13 protein-coding genes are annotated in these 17346 nt (G+C 58.3%); 1 reads left to right on the top strand and 12 read right to left on the bottom strand.

The window, feature by feature from the left end:
• Window positions 1-42: 42 nt before the first annotated feature.
• From sucD to sdhC, 9 genes are all read right to left on the bottom strand, one after another.
• Complete coding sequence (gene sucD, locus AB4N48_RS16415; protein WP_016773680.1) at window positions 43-927, bottom strand: succinate--CoA ligase subunit alpha; 885 nt, start codon at window positions 925-927, stop codon at window positions 43-45.
• A complete protein-coding gene (gene sucC, locus AB4N48_RS16420) occupies window positions 927-2093 on the bottom strand; it encodes an ADP-forming succinate--CoA ligase subunit beta (RefSeq protein WP_016773679.1) in 1167 nt (388 codons plus the stop codon). Before sucC ends, sucD begins: the two co-directional genes overlap by 1 nt.
• A 182-nt stretch (window positions 2094-2275) precedes the next feature.
• Window positions 2276-3712, bottom strand: a complete 1437-nt coding sequence (gene lpdA / locus AB4N48_RS16425) for a dihydrolipoyl dehydrogenase (RefSeq protein WP_460093963.1) — start codon at window positions 3710-3712, stop codon at window positions 2276-2278.
• Between the two features lie 108 nt (window positions 3713-3820).
• On the bottom strand, window positions 3821-5047 hold the full coding sequence (gene odhB, locus AB4N48_RS16430) for a 2-oxoglutarate dehydrogenase complex dihydrolipoyllysine-residue succinyltransferase (RefSeq protein ID WP_024012151.1): 1227 nt from the start codon (window positions 5045-5047) through the stop codon (window positions 3821-3823).
• A gap of 44 nt (window positions 5048-5091) precedes the next feature.
• Window positions 5092-7923 carry a 2-oxoglutarate dehydrogenase E1 component gene (locus AB4N48_RS16435; protein ID WP_041479560.1) on the bottom strand — a complete coding sequence of 944 codons (2832 nt, stop codon included), beginning with the start codon at window positions 7921-7923 and terminating at the stop codon, window positions 5092-5094.
• A 251-nt stretch (window positions 7924-8174) separates the two neighbouring features.
• Window positions 8175-8879: a succinate dehydrogenase iron-sulfur subunit gene (locus AB4N48_RS16440; protein WP_016773675.1), complete on the bottom strand. Its 705-nt coding sequence runs from the start codon at window positions 8877-8879 to the stop codon at window positions 8175-8177.
• Between the two features lie 11 nt (window positions 8880-8890).
• Window positions 8891-10663, bottom strand: a complete 1773-nt coding sequence (gene sdhA, locus AB4N48_RS16445) for a succinate dehydrogenase flavoprotein subunit (RefSeq protein WP_024012149.1) — start codon at window positions 10661-10663, stop codon at window positions 8891-8893.
• 3 nt (window positions 10664-10666) lie between these two features.
• Entirely contained in the window at window positions 10667-11035 is a 369-nt protein-coding gene (gene sdhD / locus AB4N48_RS16450; protein WP_008049683.1) for a succinate dehydrogenase, hydrophobic membrane anchor protein, read from the bottom strand.
• Window positions 11029-11403 carry a succinate dehydrogenase, cytochrome b556 subunit gene (gene sdhC / locus AB4N48_RS16455; protein ID WP_016773673.1) on the bottom strand — a complete coding sequence of 125 codons (375 nt, stop codon included), beginning with the start codon at window positions 11401-11403 and terminating at the stop codon, window positions 11029-11031. Before sdhC ends, sdhD begins: the two co-directional genes overlap by 7 nt.
• Before the next feature lie 363 nt (window positions 11404-11766).
• Here sdhC and gltA point away from each other — a divergent pair, with 363 nt between their 5' ends.
• The gene (gltA, locus tag AB4N48_RS16460; protein ID WP_003222994.1) at window positions 11767-13056 is read left to right on the top strand and encodes a citrate synthase; all 1290 of its coding nucleotides are present in this window, start codon (window positions 11767-11769) and stop codon (window positions 13054-13056) included.
• A 1012-nt stretch (window positions 13057-14068) separates the two neighbouring features.
• Here gltA and AB4N48_RS16465 read toward each other — a convergent pair.
• The 3 genes from AB4N48_RS16465 to AB4N48_RS16475 all read right to left on the bottom strand — a co-directional run bounded on the left by AB4N48_RS16465 (window position 14069) and on the right by AB4N48_RS16475 (window position 17127).
• Window positions 14069-15727, bottom strand: a complete 1659-nt coding sequence (locus AB4N48_RS16465; protein WP_016771015.1) for a cation acetate symporter — start codon at window positions 15725-15727, stop codon at window positions 14069-14071.
• Complete coding sequence (locus tag AB4N48_RS16470) at window positions 15724-16035, bottom strand: DUF485 domain-containing protein (RefSeq protein ID WP_016771016.1); 312 nt, start codon at window positions 16033-16035, stop codon at window positions 15724-15726. Before AB4N48_RS16470 ends, AB4N48_RS16465 begins: the two co-directional genes overlap by 4 nt.
• Window positions 16036-16275: 240 nt before the next feature.
• Complete coding sequence (locus AB4N48_RS16475) at window positions 16276-17127, bottom strand: glycine betaine ABC transporter substrate-binding protein (RefSeq protein ID WP_056783890.1); 852 nt, start codon at window positions 17125-17127, stop codon at window positions 16276-16278.
• Between the last annotated feature and the right edge of the window lie 219 nt (window positions 17128-17346).

A 17346-nucleotide genomic window follows, 5' to 3' on the forward strand; every position in this document is an offset into this window, starting at 1 on the left:
GAAGGTGGCCTTTGTTGCTGGAGCTAAAAAGTCAGCCGAAGCTTACTTCTTCACTTCCCAGCCAGTCAGCTCGGCCAGGGCCTTGCCGATGTCTGCCAGCGAACGCACGGTTTTTACGCCTGCGTCTTGCAGCGCAGCGAATTTCTCGTCTGCAGTGCCTTTGCCGCCAGAGATGATTGCGCCAGCATGGCCCATGCGCTTGCCCGGAGGAGCAGTCACACCAGCGATGTAGGAAACAACCGGCTTGGTCACGTTAGCCTTGATGTAGGCAGCCGCTTCTTCTTCAGCCGAACCGCCGATCTCGCCGATCATCACGATCGCCTCGGTCTTCGGGTCTTCCTGGAACAGCTTCAGGATGTCGATGAAGTTCGAACCCGGGATCGGGTCACCGCCGATGCCGACGCAAGTCGACTGACCGAAACCGGCGTCAGTGGTCTGCTTCACAGCTTCGTAGGTCAGGGTGCCGGAACGGGAAACGATACCGACCTTGCCTGGCAAGTGAATGTGACCTGGCATGATGCCGATCTTGCATTCGCCTGGGGTGATCACGCCTGGGCAGTTAGGGCCGATCAGGACTACGCCCAGCTCGTCGCACTTAACCTTGGCGTCCAGCATGTCCAGGGTAGGAATGCCTTCGGTGATGCAGACGATCAGCTTGATGCCGCCGAATGCCGCTTCCAGGATCGAGTCCTTGCAGAACGGAGCCGGAACGTAGATCACGCTGGCGGTAGCGCCAGTGGCAGCTACTGCGTCTTTTACGGTGTTGAACACTGGCAGACCCAGGTGCTCGGTGCCGCCCTTGCCCGGAGTTACGCCACCAACCATCTTGGTGCCGTATTCGATGGCTTGCTGGGTGTGGAAACTACCTTGCGAACCGGTAATACCCTGGCAGATAACTTTGGTGTCTTTATTGATCAGGACGCTCATTATTTGCCCTCCGCAGCTTTGACAACTTGTTGAGCAGCGTCGGTCAGGCTGGTAGCAGCGATGATGTTCAAACCGCTTTCTGCCAGTACTTTAGCGCCCAGCTCAGCGTTGTTGCCTTCAAGGCGAACAACAACCGGGATTTTCACGCCGACTTCTTTCACGGCGCCGATGATGCCTTCGGCAATCATGTCGCAGCGAACGATGCCGCCGAAGATGTTGACCAGTACTGCCGCGACGTTCTGGTCGGACAGGATGATCTTGAACGCTTCAGTAACGCGTTCCTTGGTAGCGCCACCACCTACGTCGAGGAAGTTGGCTGGCTTGCCGCCATGCAGGTTGACGATGTCCATGGTGCCCATGGCCAGACCGGCACCGTTGACCATGCAACCGATGTTGCCTTCCAGCGCTACGTAGTTCAGTTCGAACTTGGCAGCGTGCGCTTCGCGCGGATCGTCCTGCGACGGATCGTGGAAAGCCTTCAGCTTAGGCTGACGGTACATGGCGTTGGCGTCGATGTTGATCTTCGCGTCGAGGCAGTGCAGATCGCCGTCAGCCTTGATCACCAGCGGGTTTACTTCCAGCAGAGCCAGGTCGTGGTCTTTGAACAGCTTGGCCAGACCTACGAAGATCTTGGCGAACTGAGTGACCTGCTTGCCTTCCAGACCCAGCTGGAATGCCAGCTCGCGACCCTGGGATGGCTGAGCGCCAACCAGTGGATCGATAGTGGCCTTGAGAATTTTTTCTGGAGTGTCGTGAGCGATTTTCTCGATGTCCACGCCACCTTCGGTGGAAGCCATGAACACGATGCGACGGCTCGAACGGTCAACGACAGCGCCCAGGTACAGCTCTTTAGCGATATCAGTGCACGATTCAACCAGGATCTTGGTGACTGGCTGGCCATTGGCGTCAGTCTGGTAAGTCACCAGACGCTTGCCCAGCCACTGCTGTGCGAAGGCTTTGGCGTCTTCTTTGCTGCGAACCAGCTTTACGCCGCCCGCTTTACCGCGACCACCGGCGTGAACCTGGGCTTTGACGACCCACTCGTTGCCGCCGATTTTGTCGCAAGCTTCTGCTGCTGCTTCCGGGGTGTCTACTGCGTAACCAGTGGAAACTGGCAGGCCGTATTCAGCGAACAGCTGCTTACCCTGATACTCGTGAAGATTCATGCTTTTTACCGTCTTCGTTAGGTACTGCGCATTCGGCGCTGCGCTCGTTTGAGTGCCGCGCCACCTGTGACTGCTGCTTGCGTAGCTGGGCTACGCAAGACTGCGTCCGGCGGACATTCCGCGGTGAGTCTTGCTCGCAAGGCTCACGACGGGCCGTTGCCGCCGTGGTTTCTTATTATGTCTTAACGCTTCTTGCGGTTGGCAATGTGAATGGCGCCGCCATTCACTGCCAGAGCAGCTTCGTGCAAGGCTTCGGACAGGGTCGGATGGGAGAAAACCATCATGCCCAGGTCTTCAGCGCTGGTGCCGAACTCCATACCGATCGCGCCCTGCTGAACCAGTTCTGCAGCGCTCGGGCCAATCACGTGCACGCCCAATACGCGGTCGGTCCTGGCATCGGCGATGACCTTGACGAAACCACCGGTATCGTTGGCAGCCATGGCACGGCCGGAAGCGGCGAACGGGAAGGTGCCGACGTTGACTTCAACGCCTTCGGCCTTCAGCGCCTGCTCGGTTTTGCCAACCCACGCGATTTCCGGGTGAGTATAAATAACCGAAGGGATCAAATCATAGTTCATCTGAGCCTTGTGGCCCTTGATGCGCTCGACAACCATGATGCCTTCTTCCGAAGCCTTGTGGGCCAGCATCATGCCGCGAACCACGTCACCGATGGCGAAGACGCCCGGTACAGCTGTGACGCAATGGTCATCGACCGCGATGAAACCGCGCTCGTCGATTTCCACGCCGCAGTCGGCAGACAGCAGATCAGTGGTCACCGGACGGCGACCAACGGCTACGATCAGCTTGTCGAAAGTGATGGTCTGTTCGCCGTTGGCATCGGTGTAGTTGACGACGACTTCTTCGCCGTTGACTTTCGAACCGGTAACGCGAGCGCCCAGCTTGATGTCCAGACCCTGTTTGGTCAGGGTTTTCAGCGCTTCCTTGGAAACAGCGGTGTCCGCTGCCATCAGGAAAGTGTCCAGTGCTTCGAGCACAGTCACTTCTGCACCCAGACGCGACCATACCGAACCCAGTTCCAGACCGATCACGCCAGCGCCGATCACGCCCAGACGTTTAGGTACGGACTGGAATTCCAGAGCGCCAGTCGAATCGACGATGACTTTCTGGTCAACCGGAGCCGGTGGAATGTCGATCGGACGCGAACCTGGCGCGAGAATAACGTTTTCCGCTTCGATGACTTCAACCGAACCGTCCGGCTTGGTGACTTCGACTTTCTTGCCGGCCAGCAGCTTGCCGTGGCCCTGGATCGAAGTAACGCCGTTGGCCTTGAACAGGGTGGCAACGCCGCCGGTCAGGTTCTTGACGATGCCAGCCTTGCGGCCAACCATCGCAGCGACGTCCATTTTGACTTCGCCGGTCGAGATACCGTGAACGTTGAAGCTCTCTTTGGCTTCCTTGTATTTCCACGAGCTGTCGAGCAGCGCCTTGGAAGGAATGCAACCTACGTTCAGGCAGGTACCGCCCAGGGCTTGCTTGCCCTCTGCGTCGGTGTACTTCTCGATGCAGGCAGTGGTCAGGCCCAACTGAGCAGCCTTGATGGCCGCTACATAGCCACCAGGGCCGGCACCGATCACTACTACGTCAAATTTCTGCGACATTCAAAAAATCCTCTTTAGCAATAAAGCTACAAGCCGCAAGCTCCAAGCTGCAAGCCCACCCGCTCGCCTTGAGCTTGAGGCTTGTAGCTGAAAGCTTGCAGCTGCTTTTTAGATATCCAGCAACAGACGAGCCGGATCTTCCAGCAGGTTCTTGATGGTCACCAGGAAGGTCACAGCTTCTTTGCCATCGATCAGGCGGTGATCGTAGGACAGAGCCAGGTACATCATCGGACGGATCACGACCTGACCATTGATGGCCATCGGACGCTGGATGATGTTGTGCATGCCCAGAATCGCTGCCTGCGGCGGGTTGACGATCGGCGTCGACATCATCGAACCGAAGGTACCACCGTTGGTGATGGTGAAGGTACCACCGGTCATCTCGTCCATCGACAGTTTGCCGTCACGGGCTTTCTTGCCAAATGTTGCGATGCCGCCTTCGATTTCAGCCAGGCTCATCAGCTCGGCGTTACGCAGAACCGGTACCACCAGGCCACGGTCGCTGGAAACGGCAACGCCGATGTCTGCGTAGCCGTGGTAAACGATGTCGCCGCCGTCGATCGACGCGTTGACAGCCGGGAAGCGTTTCAGTGCTTCGGTGGCCGCTTTCACGAAGAACGACATGAAGCCCAGGCGTACGCCGTTGTGGGACTTCTCGAACAGGTCCTTGTACTTCGAACGCAGAGCCATGACTTCGGTCATGTCGACTTCGTTGAACGTGGTCAGCATCGCCATGTTCGACTGGGCTTCAACCAGACGCTTGGCCACGGTGGCACGTACGCGAGTCATCGGTACGCGCTTCTCGATGCGGTCGCCGGCAGCGAACACAGGCGCAGCAGCCGAAGGAGCAGCAGCCTTGGCAGGTGCGGCAGCCGGTGCGGCTTTCTTGGCAGCAACTGCTGCTACCACGTCTTCCTTGGTCACACGACCGCCCTTGCCGGTGCCGGCAACGGAAGCGATGTTGATGCCGTTTTCTTCAGCCAGCTTGCGAGCGGCAGGAGCGGCGATCGGGTCATCTTCGCCATCGGCAGCAGCCGGTGCGGCAGCGGCAGTAGCAGCCGGAGCAGCAGCGGCGGCAGGAGCGGCAGCAGCAGCGCCGCCCTCTTCGATCGAGCCCAGGACCTGGTTCGACAGAACGGTAGCGCCCTCTTCGGCAACGATTGCGCCCAGCACGCCGTCTGCTTCAGCCAACACTTCGAGCACGACTTTGTCGGTTTCGATGTCGACGATCAGGTCGTCACGCTTGACGGCCTCACCTGGTTTCTTGTGCCAGGTGGCAACGGTGCCATCGGCAACCGATTCCGGGAATGACGGGGCTTTGATTTCGATAGCCATTATCTGTGGGTCCTTAAAATTCGGTTTCAGTCAGCGCGAAGGCGTTAAACAGTGAAAGCATCTTGCAGCAGTTTTTCCTGCTGCTCGGCGTGCATCGATGCGTAACCACAAGCTGGCGCAGCCGAAGCCTCACGGCCCGCGTACTCAAGTACGAGAGTCTTGTCGAGGTTGGCGATGCTGCGACGCAAGTGATGCTGGCTGCAGTACCAGGCACCCTGGTTCATCGGCTCTTCCTGACACCAAACGGCGTGTTTGACGTTGGTGTACGGAGCCAGGACTTCTTTCAAGTCGTCCTCAGGGAACGGATACAGCTGCTCGATACGCACGATGGCGATATCTTCGCGGCCTTCGGCACGGCGTTTTTCCAGCAGGTCGTAGTAGACCTTGCCGCTGCACAGAACCACGCGCTCGACCTTTTTCGGGTCCAGTGCATCGATTTCCGGGATCACGGTCTGGAACGAACCTTCGGCCAGATCTTCCAGCGTCGAGATGGCCAGCTTGTGGCGCAGCAGCGACTTCGGCGTCAGCACGACCAGCGGCTTGCGCAGCGGACGGATCACCTGACGACGCAGCAAGTGGTAGATCTGCGCTGGCGTGGTCGGCATGCACACCTGAATGTTGTGCTCGGCGCACAGCTGCAGGTAACGCTCAAGACGAGCCGAGCTGTGCTCAGGGCCTTGGCCTTCGTAACCGTGTGGCAGCAGCATGGTCAGACCGCAGAGACGGCCCCACTTGTGCTCGCCGCTGGTGATGAACTGGTCGATCACGACCTGAGCACCGTTGGCGAAGTCGCCGAACTGGGCTTCCCAGATCACCAGCGCGTTTGGCGTGGTGGTCGAGTAACCGTATTCGAATGCCAGTACCGCTTCTTCCGAGAGGAACGAGTCGTACAGGTCGAAACGTGGCTGACCGTCGTACAGGTTCTGCAGCGGAATGTAGGTGCCCGCGTCTTTCTGGTTGTGCAACACAGCGTGACGGTGCGAGAACGTACCGCGGCCGATGTCCTGACCGGTCATGCGGATCGGGTGACCTTCGAACGCGAGGGTCGCGTACGCCATGGTTTCAGCGTAACCCCAGTTGATCGGCAGGCCGCCGGCTTGCATCTTCTGACGGTCTTCGTAGATCTTCGCGACCTGGCGCTGAACAACGAAGCCTTCCGGAATTTCCAGCAGCTTGGCGGACAGCTCTTGCAGGGTCTTGAGATCGAAACGCGTGTCGTGACGCGCAGTCCAGGCGTGGCCCAGGTACGGACGCCAGTCGACGAACAGCTCTTTGTTCGGCTCTTTGACCAGCGATTTCACTACGTGCAGACCGTTGTCCAGCGCGTTGCGGTATTCGTCGACCTTGGCCTGAACGCGTTCAGCGTCAAGCACACCGGCCTGAGTCAGGCGATCAGCGTACAGCTCACGGGTGGTGCGCTGCTTGGTGATCTGCTGATACATCAGTGGCTGGGTGCCGCTTGGCTCGTCGGCCTCGTTGTGGCCGCGACGACGGTAGCAGACCAGATCGATCACCACGTCACGCTTGAACTGCATGCGGTAGTCGATGGCCAATTGGGTCACGAACAGCACGGCTTCCGGATCATCGCCATTCACATGGAGGATCGGCGCCTGGATCATCTTGGCAACGTCGGTGGCGTACTCGGTGGAGCGCGAGTCCAGCGGGTTGCTGATGGTGAAACCGACCTGGTTGTTGATCACGATGTGCACGGTACCGCCGGTCTTGAAACCGCGGGTCTGCGACATCTGGAAGGTTTCCATGACCACGCCCTGACCGGCAAATGCCGCGTCACCGTGGATGGAGATCGGCAGTACCTTCTCACCGGTCAGGTCGTTGCGACGGTCCTGACGGGCGCGCACCGAACCTTCGACCACCGGGGAAACGATTTCCAGGTGGGACGGGTTGAACGCCATGGCGAGGTGAACTTCACCGCCGGTGGTCATCACGTTGGACGAGAAGCCCTGGTGGTATTTAACGTCACCGGAACCCAGCTCGACCTTCTTCTTGCCTTCGAACTCGTCGAACAGCTCGCGCGGGTTCTTGCCGAAGGTGTTGACCAGCACGTTCAGACGGCCACGGTGGGCCATGCCGATGACGACTTCCTTGGTGCCGTACGAGCCGGAACGCTGGATCAGTTCGTCGAGCATCGGAATCAGGCTTTCGCCGCCTTCCAGACCGAAACGCTTGGTGCCCGGGTATTTGGTGCCCAGGTATTTTTCCAGGCCTTCACCGGCAGTCACGCGCTCAAGCAGGTGGCTCTTGATGTCGGCGGAGTACGTCGGACGGCCACGCACGCTTTCCAGACGTTGCTGGAACCACTGGCGCTGCTCGGAATCGGTGATGTGCGTAAATTCAGCGCCGATGGTGCGGCAATATGTCTGCTGCAACGCTTCGTGAATTTCGCGTAGGCTCGCTTCCTCTTTGCCGATGAACAGGTCGCCGGCACGGAAGGTCGTATCAAGATCGGCATTGGTCAAGCCGTAATGATTGATCGACAGGTCTGCAGGTGCAGGACGCTGCCACAGCCCCAGCGGGTCAAGCTGGGCTGCCTGGTGGCCACGCATACGGTAGGCCTGGATCAATCGCAGCACTTCAACTTGCTTCTTCTCGTGCTCACTGCTCACGCTGCCGGCGGAAACCGGTTGGGCGCGGCGCTGGTTCTTTGCCAGCAGCACGAAATGATCGCGAATCGTCGAGTGCGAAACATCAGTGGCAGAGTTGCCGTCGGCTGGCAACTTCTGAAAGTAGGTGCGCCACTCTTCTGGCACAGCGTTAGGGTCGTGCAGGTAGAGCTCATAAAGCTCTTCCACATAGGCAGCGTTTCCACCTGAAAGGTAGGCGCTGTTCCACATGCGCTGCATCACGCTTTCTTGCATGCTTGGTCACCCTCGGTTAGGGGAACACCATCGGTGTCGACACCGAGCAAACTTGCAGAAGTCCGAATGCAGCGACTAAAACAAGCCACCTAGGATCACACTGATAGTCCGGGTACCAGCCCGGATGCCCCTGCTTGTCTCATTTCTTCAAAAGAAGAGCTGCAGCTTATGGCTACTGCTCTGGTTATAGCCATGACGCGGGTTGAAGCCCGCGCCACAGCCTCTACGGTGCAACGGTTACAGCAGCTGAATCACACGCCGCTCGAAAGCAGCATGTTACGGATGTGACCGATGGCCTTAGTCGGGTTCAGGCCTTTCGGACATACGTTGACGCAGTTCATGATGCCCCGGCAGCGGAAAACGCTGAACGGGTCGTCAAGTGAAGCCAGACGCTCGCTGGTCTTGGTGTCGCGACTGTCTGCCAGGAAGCGGTAGGCTTGCAGCAGCGCAGCAGGACCCAGGAACTTGTCCGGGTTCCACCAGAAGGACGGGCAAGAGGTCGAGCAGCAGGCGCACAGGATGCACTCGTACAGACCGTCGAGCTTTTCGCGCTCTTCTGGCGACTGCAGACGCTCGATGGCCGGAGCCGGCGTGTCGTTCTGCAGGTAAGGCTTCACCTTCTCGTATTGCTTGTAGAAGATGCTCATATCGACGACCAGGTCACGGATAACCGGCAAACCTGGCAGCGGACGAACGATCAGCTTGTTGCCTTTTACAACGGCAGACAGCGGCGTGATGCAGGCCAGACCGTTCTTGCCGTTGATGTTCATGCCGTCGGAGCCGCAGACGCCTTCACGGCAGGAGCGACGATAGGAGAAACCTTCGTCCTGCTCTTTGATCAGGGCCAGCACGTCCAGCACCATCAGGTCTTTACCACCGGTATCGACCTGGAAATCCTGCATGAACGGCGCGGCGTCCTGATCAGGGTTGTAGCGATAAACACTGACTTGCAACATGGCGGTCACCCTTAATAAGTCCGGACTTTAGGTTCGAAAGTCGGAACAGTCTTCGGCGAGAAGTTCACGGCACGCTTGGTGACGCGCTTGTCACCCGGGAAGTACAGGGTGTGGCACAGCCAGTTTTCGTCATCACGGTCTTCGAAGTCTTCACGGGCGTGAGCGCCGCGGGACTCTTTACGTACTTCGGCCGCGATGGCGGTAGCTTCAGCCACTTCCAGCAGGTTCTGTAGTTCCAGCGCTTCGATACGTGCAGTGTTGAACGCTTGCGACTTGTCGTTGATCTTCACGTTGGCGATACGCTTGCGCAGATCGGCCAACTGAGCGATGCCCTTCTGCATGTATTCGCCGGTACGGAATACACCGAAGTAGTTCTGCATGCAGCTTTGCAGCTCGCGACGCAGGGTGGCAACGTCTTCACCGTCGGTACGGTTGTTCAGCGCGTTCAGACGCGACAGTGCAGCTTCGATGTCGGACTCGGTAGCGTCGTCGTATTCGATGCCATCGGTCAACGCCTTTTCCAGGTGCAGGCCGGCAGCGCGACCGAAGACCACCAGGTCGAGCAGCGAGTTGCCGCCCAGACGGTTCGCACCGTGTACCGATACGCAAGCCACTTCGCCTACCGCGAACAGGCCAGGGATGATCTGGTCCTGACCTTCGGCGTTCTGGGTGATCGCCTGGCCATGAATGTTGGTGGCAACGCCGCCCATCATGTAGTGGCAGGTCGGCACAACCGGAACCGGAGCAACGACCGGGTCAACGTGGGCGAAGGTCTTCGACAGTTCGCAGATGCCTGGCAGACGGCTGTGCAGCACTTCCTCGCCCAGGTGGTCGAGTTTGAGCATTACGTGGTCGCCATTCGGACCGCAACCGTTGCCGGCGATGATTTCCTTGACCATCGAACGGGCAACCACGTCACGACCTGCAAGGTCTTTCGCGTTCGGAGCATAACGCTCCATGAAACGCTCGCCGTGCTTGTTGATCAGGTAACCACCTTCACCACGGCAACCTTCGGTAACCAGTACACCGGCGCCGGCGATGCCGGTCGGGTGGAACTGCCACATTTCGATGTCTTGTACCGGCACGCCAGCACGCAGAGCCATGCCGACGCCGTCACCGGTGTTGATCAGGGCGTTGGTGGTGGACGCGTAGATGCGGCCTGCACCGCCAGTGGCCAGAACCGTGGCCTTGGCACGAATGTAGGAGGTTTCGCCGGTTTCGATGCAGATCGCGATCACACCCACGAATTCGCCTTCCTGGTTTTTCACCAGATCAACAGCGTAGTACTCGTTGAGGAACGTGGTACCGGCTTTCAGGTTGCCCTGATAAAGGGTGTGCAGCAGCGCGTGACCGGTACGGTCGGATGCAGCGCAGGTACGTGCAGCCTGACCGCCCTTGCCGTAATCCTTGGACTGGCCACCGAACGGACGCTGGTAGATGCGGCCTTGCTCGGTACGCGAGAACGGCAGACCCATGTGGTCCAGCTCGAACACGGCAGCCGGGCCTTCCTGACACATGTATTCGATAGCGTCCTGGTCACCGATGTAGTCGGAACCCTTGACGGTATCGTACATGTGCCAGCGCCAGTCATCGTTCGGGTCGGCGGAAGCGATGGCGCACGTGATGCCGCCCTGTGCGGACACAGTGTGCGAACGGGTCGGGAAAACCTTGGTGATCACCGCAGTCTTGTGGCCGCCCTGTGCCAGCTGCAGCGCAGCGCGCATGCCGGCACCGCCACCACCAATAATGATGGCGTCGAAAGAAATCGTTGGAATGTTAGCCATGAATCAGATACCCCAGAGAATCTGCACACCCCAGACGAAGTAAGCGAACATCGCAACGCCGCATACTGCCTGGAAAAGGAAACGTATCGCCGTTGCGGACTTGCCGAACGCCATTGGCGTCAGGTAGTCGGTCGCGATGGTCCACATGCCGACCCAGGCGTGAGCGCCCAGAGCAACAAGGGCCAGCAGGCTGAAAATACGCATTCCGTTGTGAGCGAACAGTTCATGCCACTGGGCATACTCGAGGCCAGGGTTGGCGACGATGTATCCGATCAGAAAGATGAAGTAAGCCGCGAGAACGACCGCAGACACACGCTGTGCCATCCAGTCATAGAGGCCCGAACGCGACAGGTTAGTGACGTTAGTTACCATATCCAGACTCCTGCCAGAACGATTACCACCACGGAAACGGCGATAACGATTTTCGAGCCCAGTTTGCCGCCTTCCAGCGTCTCACCGATGCCCATGTCCATGATCAAGTGGCGCACACCGGCTACCAGGTGATACAGCAGAGCGGACAGGATGCCCCAAATCACTAGCTTGGCTAGCGGACTGGTCAGACACGCTTTCACCTGACCGAAGCCTTCCTCGGAGCTCAGCGACTTGTCCAATGCGTAAAGCATGATGGCAAGGCACACGAAGAGGATGACACCGGAGATACGGTGAAGAATGGACGTGTAAGCAGTGACTGGGAGTTTGATGGTCCTTAGGTCTAGGTTTACAGGTCGTTGGCTTTTCACGGCTTTTTTTTCACACTGAAGAGCCCCTAACAATCAGGGCAAAGTTGTTGGGGAGTGCACTGGTCAGGTAACCACCACCCAGGGATGCGACCCCCAATGAAAGCAAGCCCAAAAGCCCTTGGCGGTCGGTGGCCGAGTATAGACAGTTAGGCTACTAATGACAACGCGTTCACCTACCCCCAATAGCGGATTGCACAAGTTGCATAAAAGGCGTAAATGGCAGGCAATTTCGAGGAAAAAGTCGGCTTAAAGCCTTCTGGAGCAAGACTTTAGGCAAATTGACATTCGAATTTATCTCACTATAGTGGTGCGGGCCCTGCGTGGGGGGTCTGTCTGATGGTTCAAGCATAAATAGGAGGCCACATGGCTGACAAAAAAGCGCAGTTGATCATCGAGGGCGCAGCCCCCGTCGAGCTGCCCATTTTAACCGGCACCGTTGGTCCCGATGTAATCGATGTTCGGGGCCTGACGGCCACGGGCCGCTTCACTTTCGACCCGGGTTTCATGTCGACCGCTTCGTGCGAATCGAAAATTACCTATATCGACGGCGACAACGGCATTTTGTTGCACCGCGGCTACCCGATCGAACAGCTGGCTGAAAAGTCGGACTACCTGGAAACCTGCTACCTGCTGCTCAACGGCGAATTGCCGACCGCAGAACAGAAGGCCCAGTTCGTCAGCACCGTGAAGAACCACACCATGGTTCACGAGCAGCTGAAAACCTTCTTCAACGGTTTCCGTCGCGACGCCCACCCGATGGCCGTCATGTGCGGTGTAGTCGGCGCCCTCTCGGCCTTCTACCACGACTCCCTGGACATCAATAACCCGCAGCATCGCGAAATTTCCGCGATCCGTCTGGTTGCGAAGATGCCGACCCTGGCAGCGATGGTTTACAAGTACTCCATGGGCCAACCCATGATGTACCCGCGCAACGATCTGACTTACGCGGAAAACTTCCTGCACATGATGTTCAACACCCCGTGCGAGATCAAACCGATCAGCCCGGTACTCGCCAAGGCCATGGACCGGATCTTCATCCTCCACGCCGACCACGAGCAGAACGCTTCGACCTCCACCGTGCGTCTGGCCGGCTCTTCGGGTGCCAACCCGTTCGCCTGCATCGCCGCCGGTATCGCCGCACTGTGGGGTCCTGCCCACGGCGGTGCGAACGAAGCCGTGCTGACCATGCTCGACGAGATTGGCGATGTGTCGAACATCGACAAGTTCATCGCCAAAGCCAAGGACAAGAACGATCCGTTCAAGTTGATGGGCTTCGGTCACCGCGTCTACAAGAACCGCGACCCTCGCGCGACTGTCATGAAGCAGACCTGCGACGAAGTGTTGAAGGAACTGGGCATCAACAACGATCCGCAACTCGAACTGGCCATGCGCCTGGAAGAGATCGCGTTGACCGACCCGTACTTCATCGAGCGCTCGCTGTACCCGAACGTCGACTTCTACTCGGGGATCATCCTCAAGGCGATCGGCATTCCGACCAGCATGTTCACGGTGATTTTCGCCCTGGCGCGTACTGTGGGCTGGATTTCGCACTGGAAAGAAATGCTTTCGAGCCCGTACAAGATTGGCCGTCCGCGCCAGCTGTACACCGGTTACGAGTCGCGTGACATTACCAAGCTGGAAGATCGCAAATAAGGGTTTTTCTTTTTTGTGATGGTTTAGTGGTGTGTCAGGAACGGCCTCTTATATAGAGGCCGTTTTTGTTTGTGGTTTCAGCGGCCTTCGGGCCGACTGGTTCTTGGATTTTGGGGGCATATCCGTTGCTGCGGGTGCTGCCGCTGGCGGTTTCGCTCTTACAGCGAGTCACCTTTTCCAAACGCCGAAAAGGTAACCCAAAAGGCTTTGCCCCGGCGTACGGCCCGCTCGCTAGGGCTCGGGGTATCTTCGTTACGGGACCGATCCGGGCGCAGCGGCTCCGGTTGGCTTCGCTGCACCTACACTCGCTGTGTACGACTACGTCGTACGGTCGCTACGCTCCCACCCCCGGATCGATCCCGTAACGAAGCCTGCCGAAGGGGCAAAAGATCAAAAGCAAAAGCCAAAGCCAGATCAAGAGCCCCTCACCCTAGCCCTCTCCCAGAGGGAGAGGGAACTGACCGAGGTGTTTGGGCGAAACACGCCGACTTGCGATACCGAGTCGAATGCAGGTTTTGAACACCACACAAATCGGCTCCCTCTCCCTCGGGAGAGGGCTGGGGTGAGGGGCGAATCCACCGAAAATCTCAAGCCATGCGACGCTTCTAACCACTCAACAATGAGCGCAAGCTCGAGTGCTTTTGATCTTGATCCACGGGCGACGTCGGAAGGCTGAGTGGAGGGATTGATCCGGGCGTGGGAGCGCAGCGACCGTCTGGCGCAGCCAGACACAGCGGAAGGAGGTGCAGCGAAGCAAACCGGAGCCGCTGCGCCCGGATCGATCCCGCAGCGAAGGGACCCGAGCCTGCGAGGGCCGAACGCAGGAGCAAGCCTTTTGGGTTACCTTTTTGGCGTTTGAAAAAGGTGACTCGCCGTAAGGGCGAAACCCTAAGCCGCCGTTACCGCAGCAACGGATATACACACCAAACCAACCAATAACCGCCCACAAAAAAAACGCCCCAATCTCTCAATCAGGGCGTTTTCTTGCAGCTTGCAGCTTACAACTGATCTCTTAGTGCGAAACCGCCCCACTCGCCCCCAACCCGGTCTGCGAACGCACAAACTGCGGGAAGAACAACGCCCGCTCATTGTCCGCAGCCGCCGACTTGTCGGTAATCGAGAAGAACCAGATCCCGATGAACGCAATCATCATCGAGAACAGCGCCGGATATTCGTAAGGGAAGATCGCCTTCTCGTGATGCAGAATCTGCACCCAGATGGTCGGGCCGAGGATCATCAGACCAACAGCACTCACCAGACCCAGCCAGCCACCAATCATCGCGCCACGAGTGGTCAGCTTCTTCCAGTACATCGAAAGCAGCAGCACAGGGAAGTTGCAGCTCGCCGCAATCGAGAACGCCAGGCCGACCATGAACGCAATGTTCTGGCTCTCGAACAGAATGCCCAGGCCAATCGCCAGCACCGCCAGGGCGATGGTGGTGATCTTCGACACGCGAATCTCATCCTTCTCGTTGGCCTTGCCCTTCTTGATCACACTGGCGTACAGGTCGTGAGAAACCGCCGAAGCACCCGCCAGCGTCAGACCGGCTACCACAGCCAGAATGGTTGCAAACGCCACTGCCGAGATGAAGCCTAGGAAGATGCTGCCGCCCACCGCGTTGGCCAGGTGCACCGCCGCCATGTTGTTGCCGCCGAGCAAAGCGCCCGCTGCATCTTTGAAGGCCGGGTTGGTGCTGACCAGCAGGATCGCGCCGAAGCCGATGATGAAGGTCAGGATGTAGAAGTAGCCAATGAAACCGGTAGCGTACAGCACGCTCTTGCGCGCTTCTTTTGCGTCACTCACGGTGAAGAAGCGCATCAGGATGTGCGGCAGGCCAGCGGTGCCGAACATCAGCGCCAGACCCAGCGAGAATGCCGAGATCGGATCCTTCACCAGACCGCCGGGGCTCATGATCGCTTCGCCCTTGGCGTGAACCTTGATCGCTTCGGAGAACAGCGTGTTGAAGTCGAAGCCCACGTGCTTCATCACCATCAGCGCCATGAACGAGGCACCGGACAGCAGCAGCACTGCCTTGATGATCTGCACCCAAGTGGTCGCGAGCATGCCGCCGAACAGCACGTACATGCACATCAGCACGCCGACCAGGATCACCGCAACGTGGTAATCGAGGCCGAACAGCAGCTGGATCAGCTTGCCGGCACCGACCATTTGCGCGATCAGGTAAAACGCCACCACCACCAGCGAGCCGCAGGCGGACAGGGTGCGAATCTGGGTTTGCCCGAGGCGGTAGGACGCCACGTCGGCAAAGGTGTATTTACCCAGGTTGCGCAGGCGTTCGGCAATCAGGAACAGAATGATCGGCCAGCCCACGAGGAAGCCGATCGAGTAGATCAGGCCGTCATAACCGGAGGTGAACACCAGCGCGGAAATCCCCAGGAAAGACGCAGCCGACATGTAGTCGCCGGCAATCGCCAGGCCGTTCTGGAAACCGGTGATCTTGCCGCCCGCCGCGTAGTAGTCGGCGGCCGAATTGTTTTTCTTCGAAGCCCAGTAGGTGATGTACAACGTCGCGCCGACGAAGGCCACGAACATCAGGATCGCCGGGATGTTCAGCGGCTGTTTGGCCACCTCCCCCGTTAACGCGTCAGCCGCCCAGACACTCGGCGCGAAAGCCGCAACACTCAATAGAGCCAGTAGACGCCGGATCATTGCTGAGCCTCCTTGAGAATCGCATTGTTCAGGTCGTCGAACTCGCCATTGGCGCGGCGCACGTAGATGCCGGTCAGGACGAAGGCTGAAATGATCAGGCCGACACCGATCGGGATGCCCCAGGTGATCGAGGATTCAGGACTGAGTTTCGCCCCGAGCACGTGCGGCCCGTATGCGATCAGCAGGATGAATGCGGAGTAGAGCCCAAGCATGATTGCCGAGAGAATCCAGGCGAATCGTTCCCGTTTCTGAACCAGCTCCTTGAATCGGGGACTGTTCTGAATCGAGAGGTAAATGCTGTCGTTCATTGTTTTTATCCTCGCAGCACAAATTATTGTTGGAACGTAGCTAATGTATGCGGCTGCGAGAGAGGTTCCAGACGACCTTAGTAGTAGATGGCCATGATGTTTTAGCCATTTTCCGGTACACAGAAAAAAACTGTGGGAGCGAGCCTGCTCGCGAAGGCGTCGTATCAGTCGATATTGCATCAACTGACAGATTGCATTCGCGAGCAGGCTCGCTCCCACAGGGGTGTGGCGGTGTTTAAATTATTTGGTCCAGTCAGCTACACGATCCGGGTGTTTGGCCACCCAGTCCTTGGCCGCTGCATCAGGCTTGGCACCGTCCTGAATCGCCAGCATGACCTCGCCGATTTCGTCTTTCGAGGCCCACTGGAAGTTTTTCAGGAACTTGGCCACTTCCGGCGCCTTGGCGTCCAGGCCTTTGCTGCCGATGCTGTTCACGGTTTCAGCCTGGCCATACACGCCTTTCGGGTCGTCGAGGAAGCGCAGTTTCCACTTGGCGAACATCCAGTGCGGCACCCAACCGGTGACGGCGATGGATTCGTTCTTCTTCTCGGCGCGGGTCAGCTCGGCAATCATGCCGGCGCCGGAACTGGCCTTGAGGCTGTATTTGTCCAGGCCGTAATCCTTGATCGCCTGATCGGTCTTGAGCATTACGCCTGAACCGGCGTCGATGCCAACAATGCGGTTTTTGAAGGTATCGTCGGTTTTCAGGTCTTCGATCGATTTGGCTTTGACGTACTCCGGCACGATCAGGCCGATCTTCGCGTCCTTGAAGTTCGGGCCGTAATCGACGACCTGATCCTTGTTTTTCGTCCAATAGTCACCGTGGGTCACGGGTAGCCAGGCCGAGAGCATCGCATCGAGTTTGCCGGTGGCCACGCCCTGCCACATGATCCCGGTGGCGACGGCTTGCAGCTTCACGTCATAACCGAGCTTCTGTTTGATCACTTCGGCCGCCACGTGGGTAGTCGCGACGCTGTCGGACCAGCCGTCAACGTAACCGATGTTCAGGGTCTGTTTTTCAGCGTTGGCGAAAGTGGAACTCATCGCAAGCACCAAAGCGGCACCTGCGCCTAAAAGTCGTCGCATCTTCATCGTTTACTTCCCCGAAATGCTGCGCCCGACGGATGCCGGGCATCGTCAACGTATTGTTATGGTGCACAGCGCCCCCATCACGCCGGACCTCACACACCGAACATCAGCCGATTTTTCAAAAAGGGTACTGATGGTTTGATCATCAACCTCAAGCGGCCGGCGACCTGCTCTGTCAGCGACCTCAAGGCAGCGAGAAACGACATCAGAAAGCCATTAATC

This window comes from Pseudomonas sp. S2_C11 (assembly GCF_054668395.1).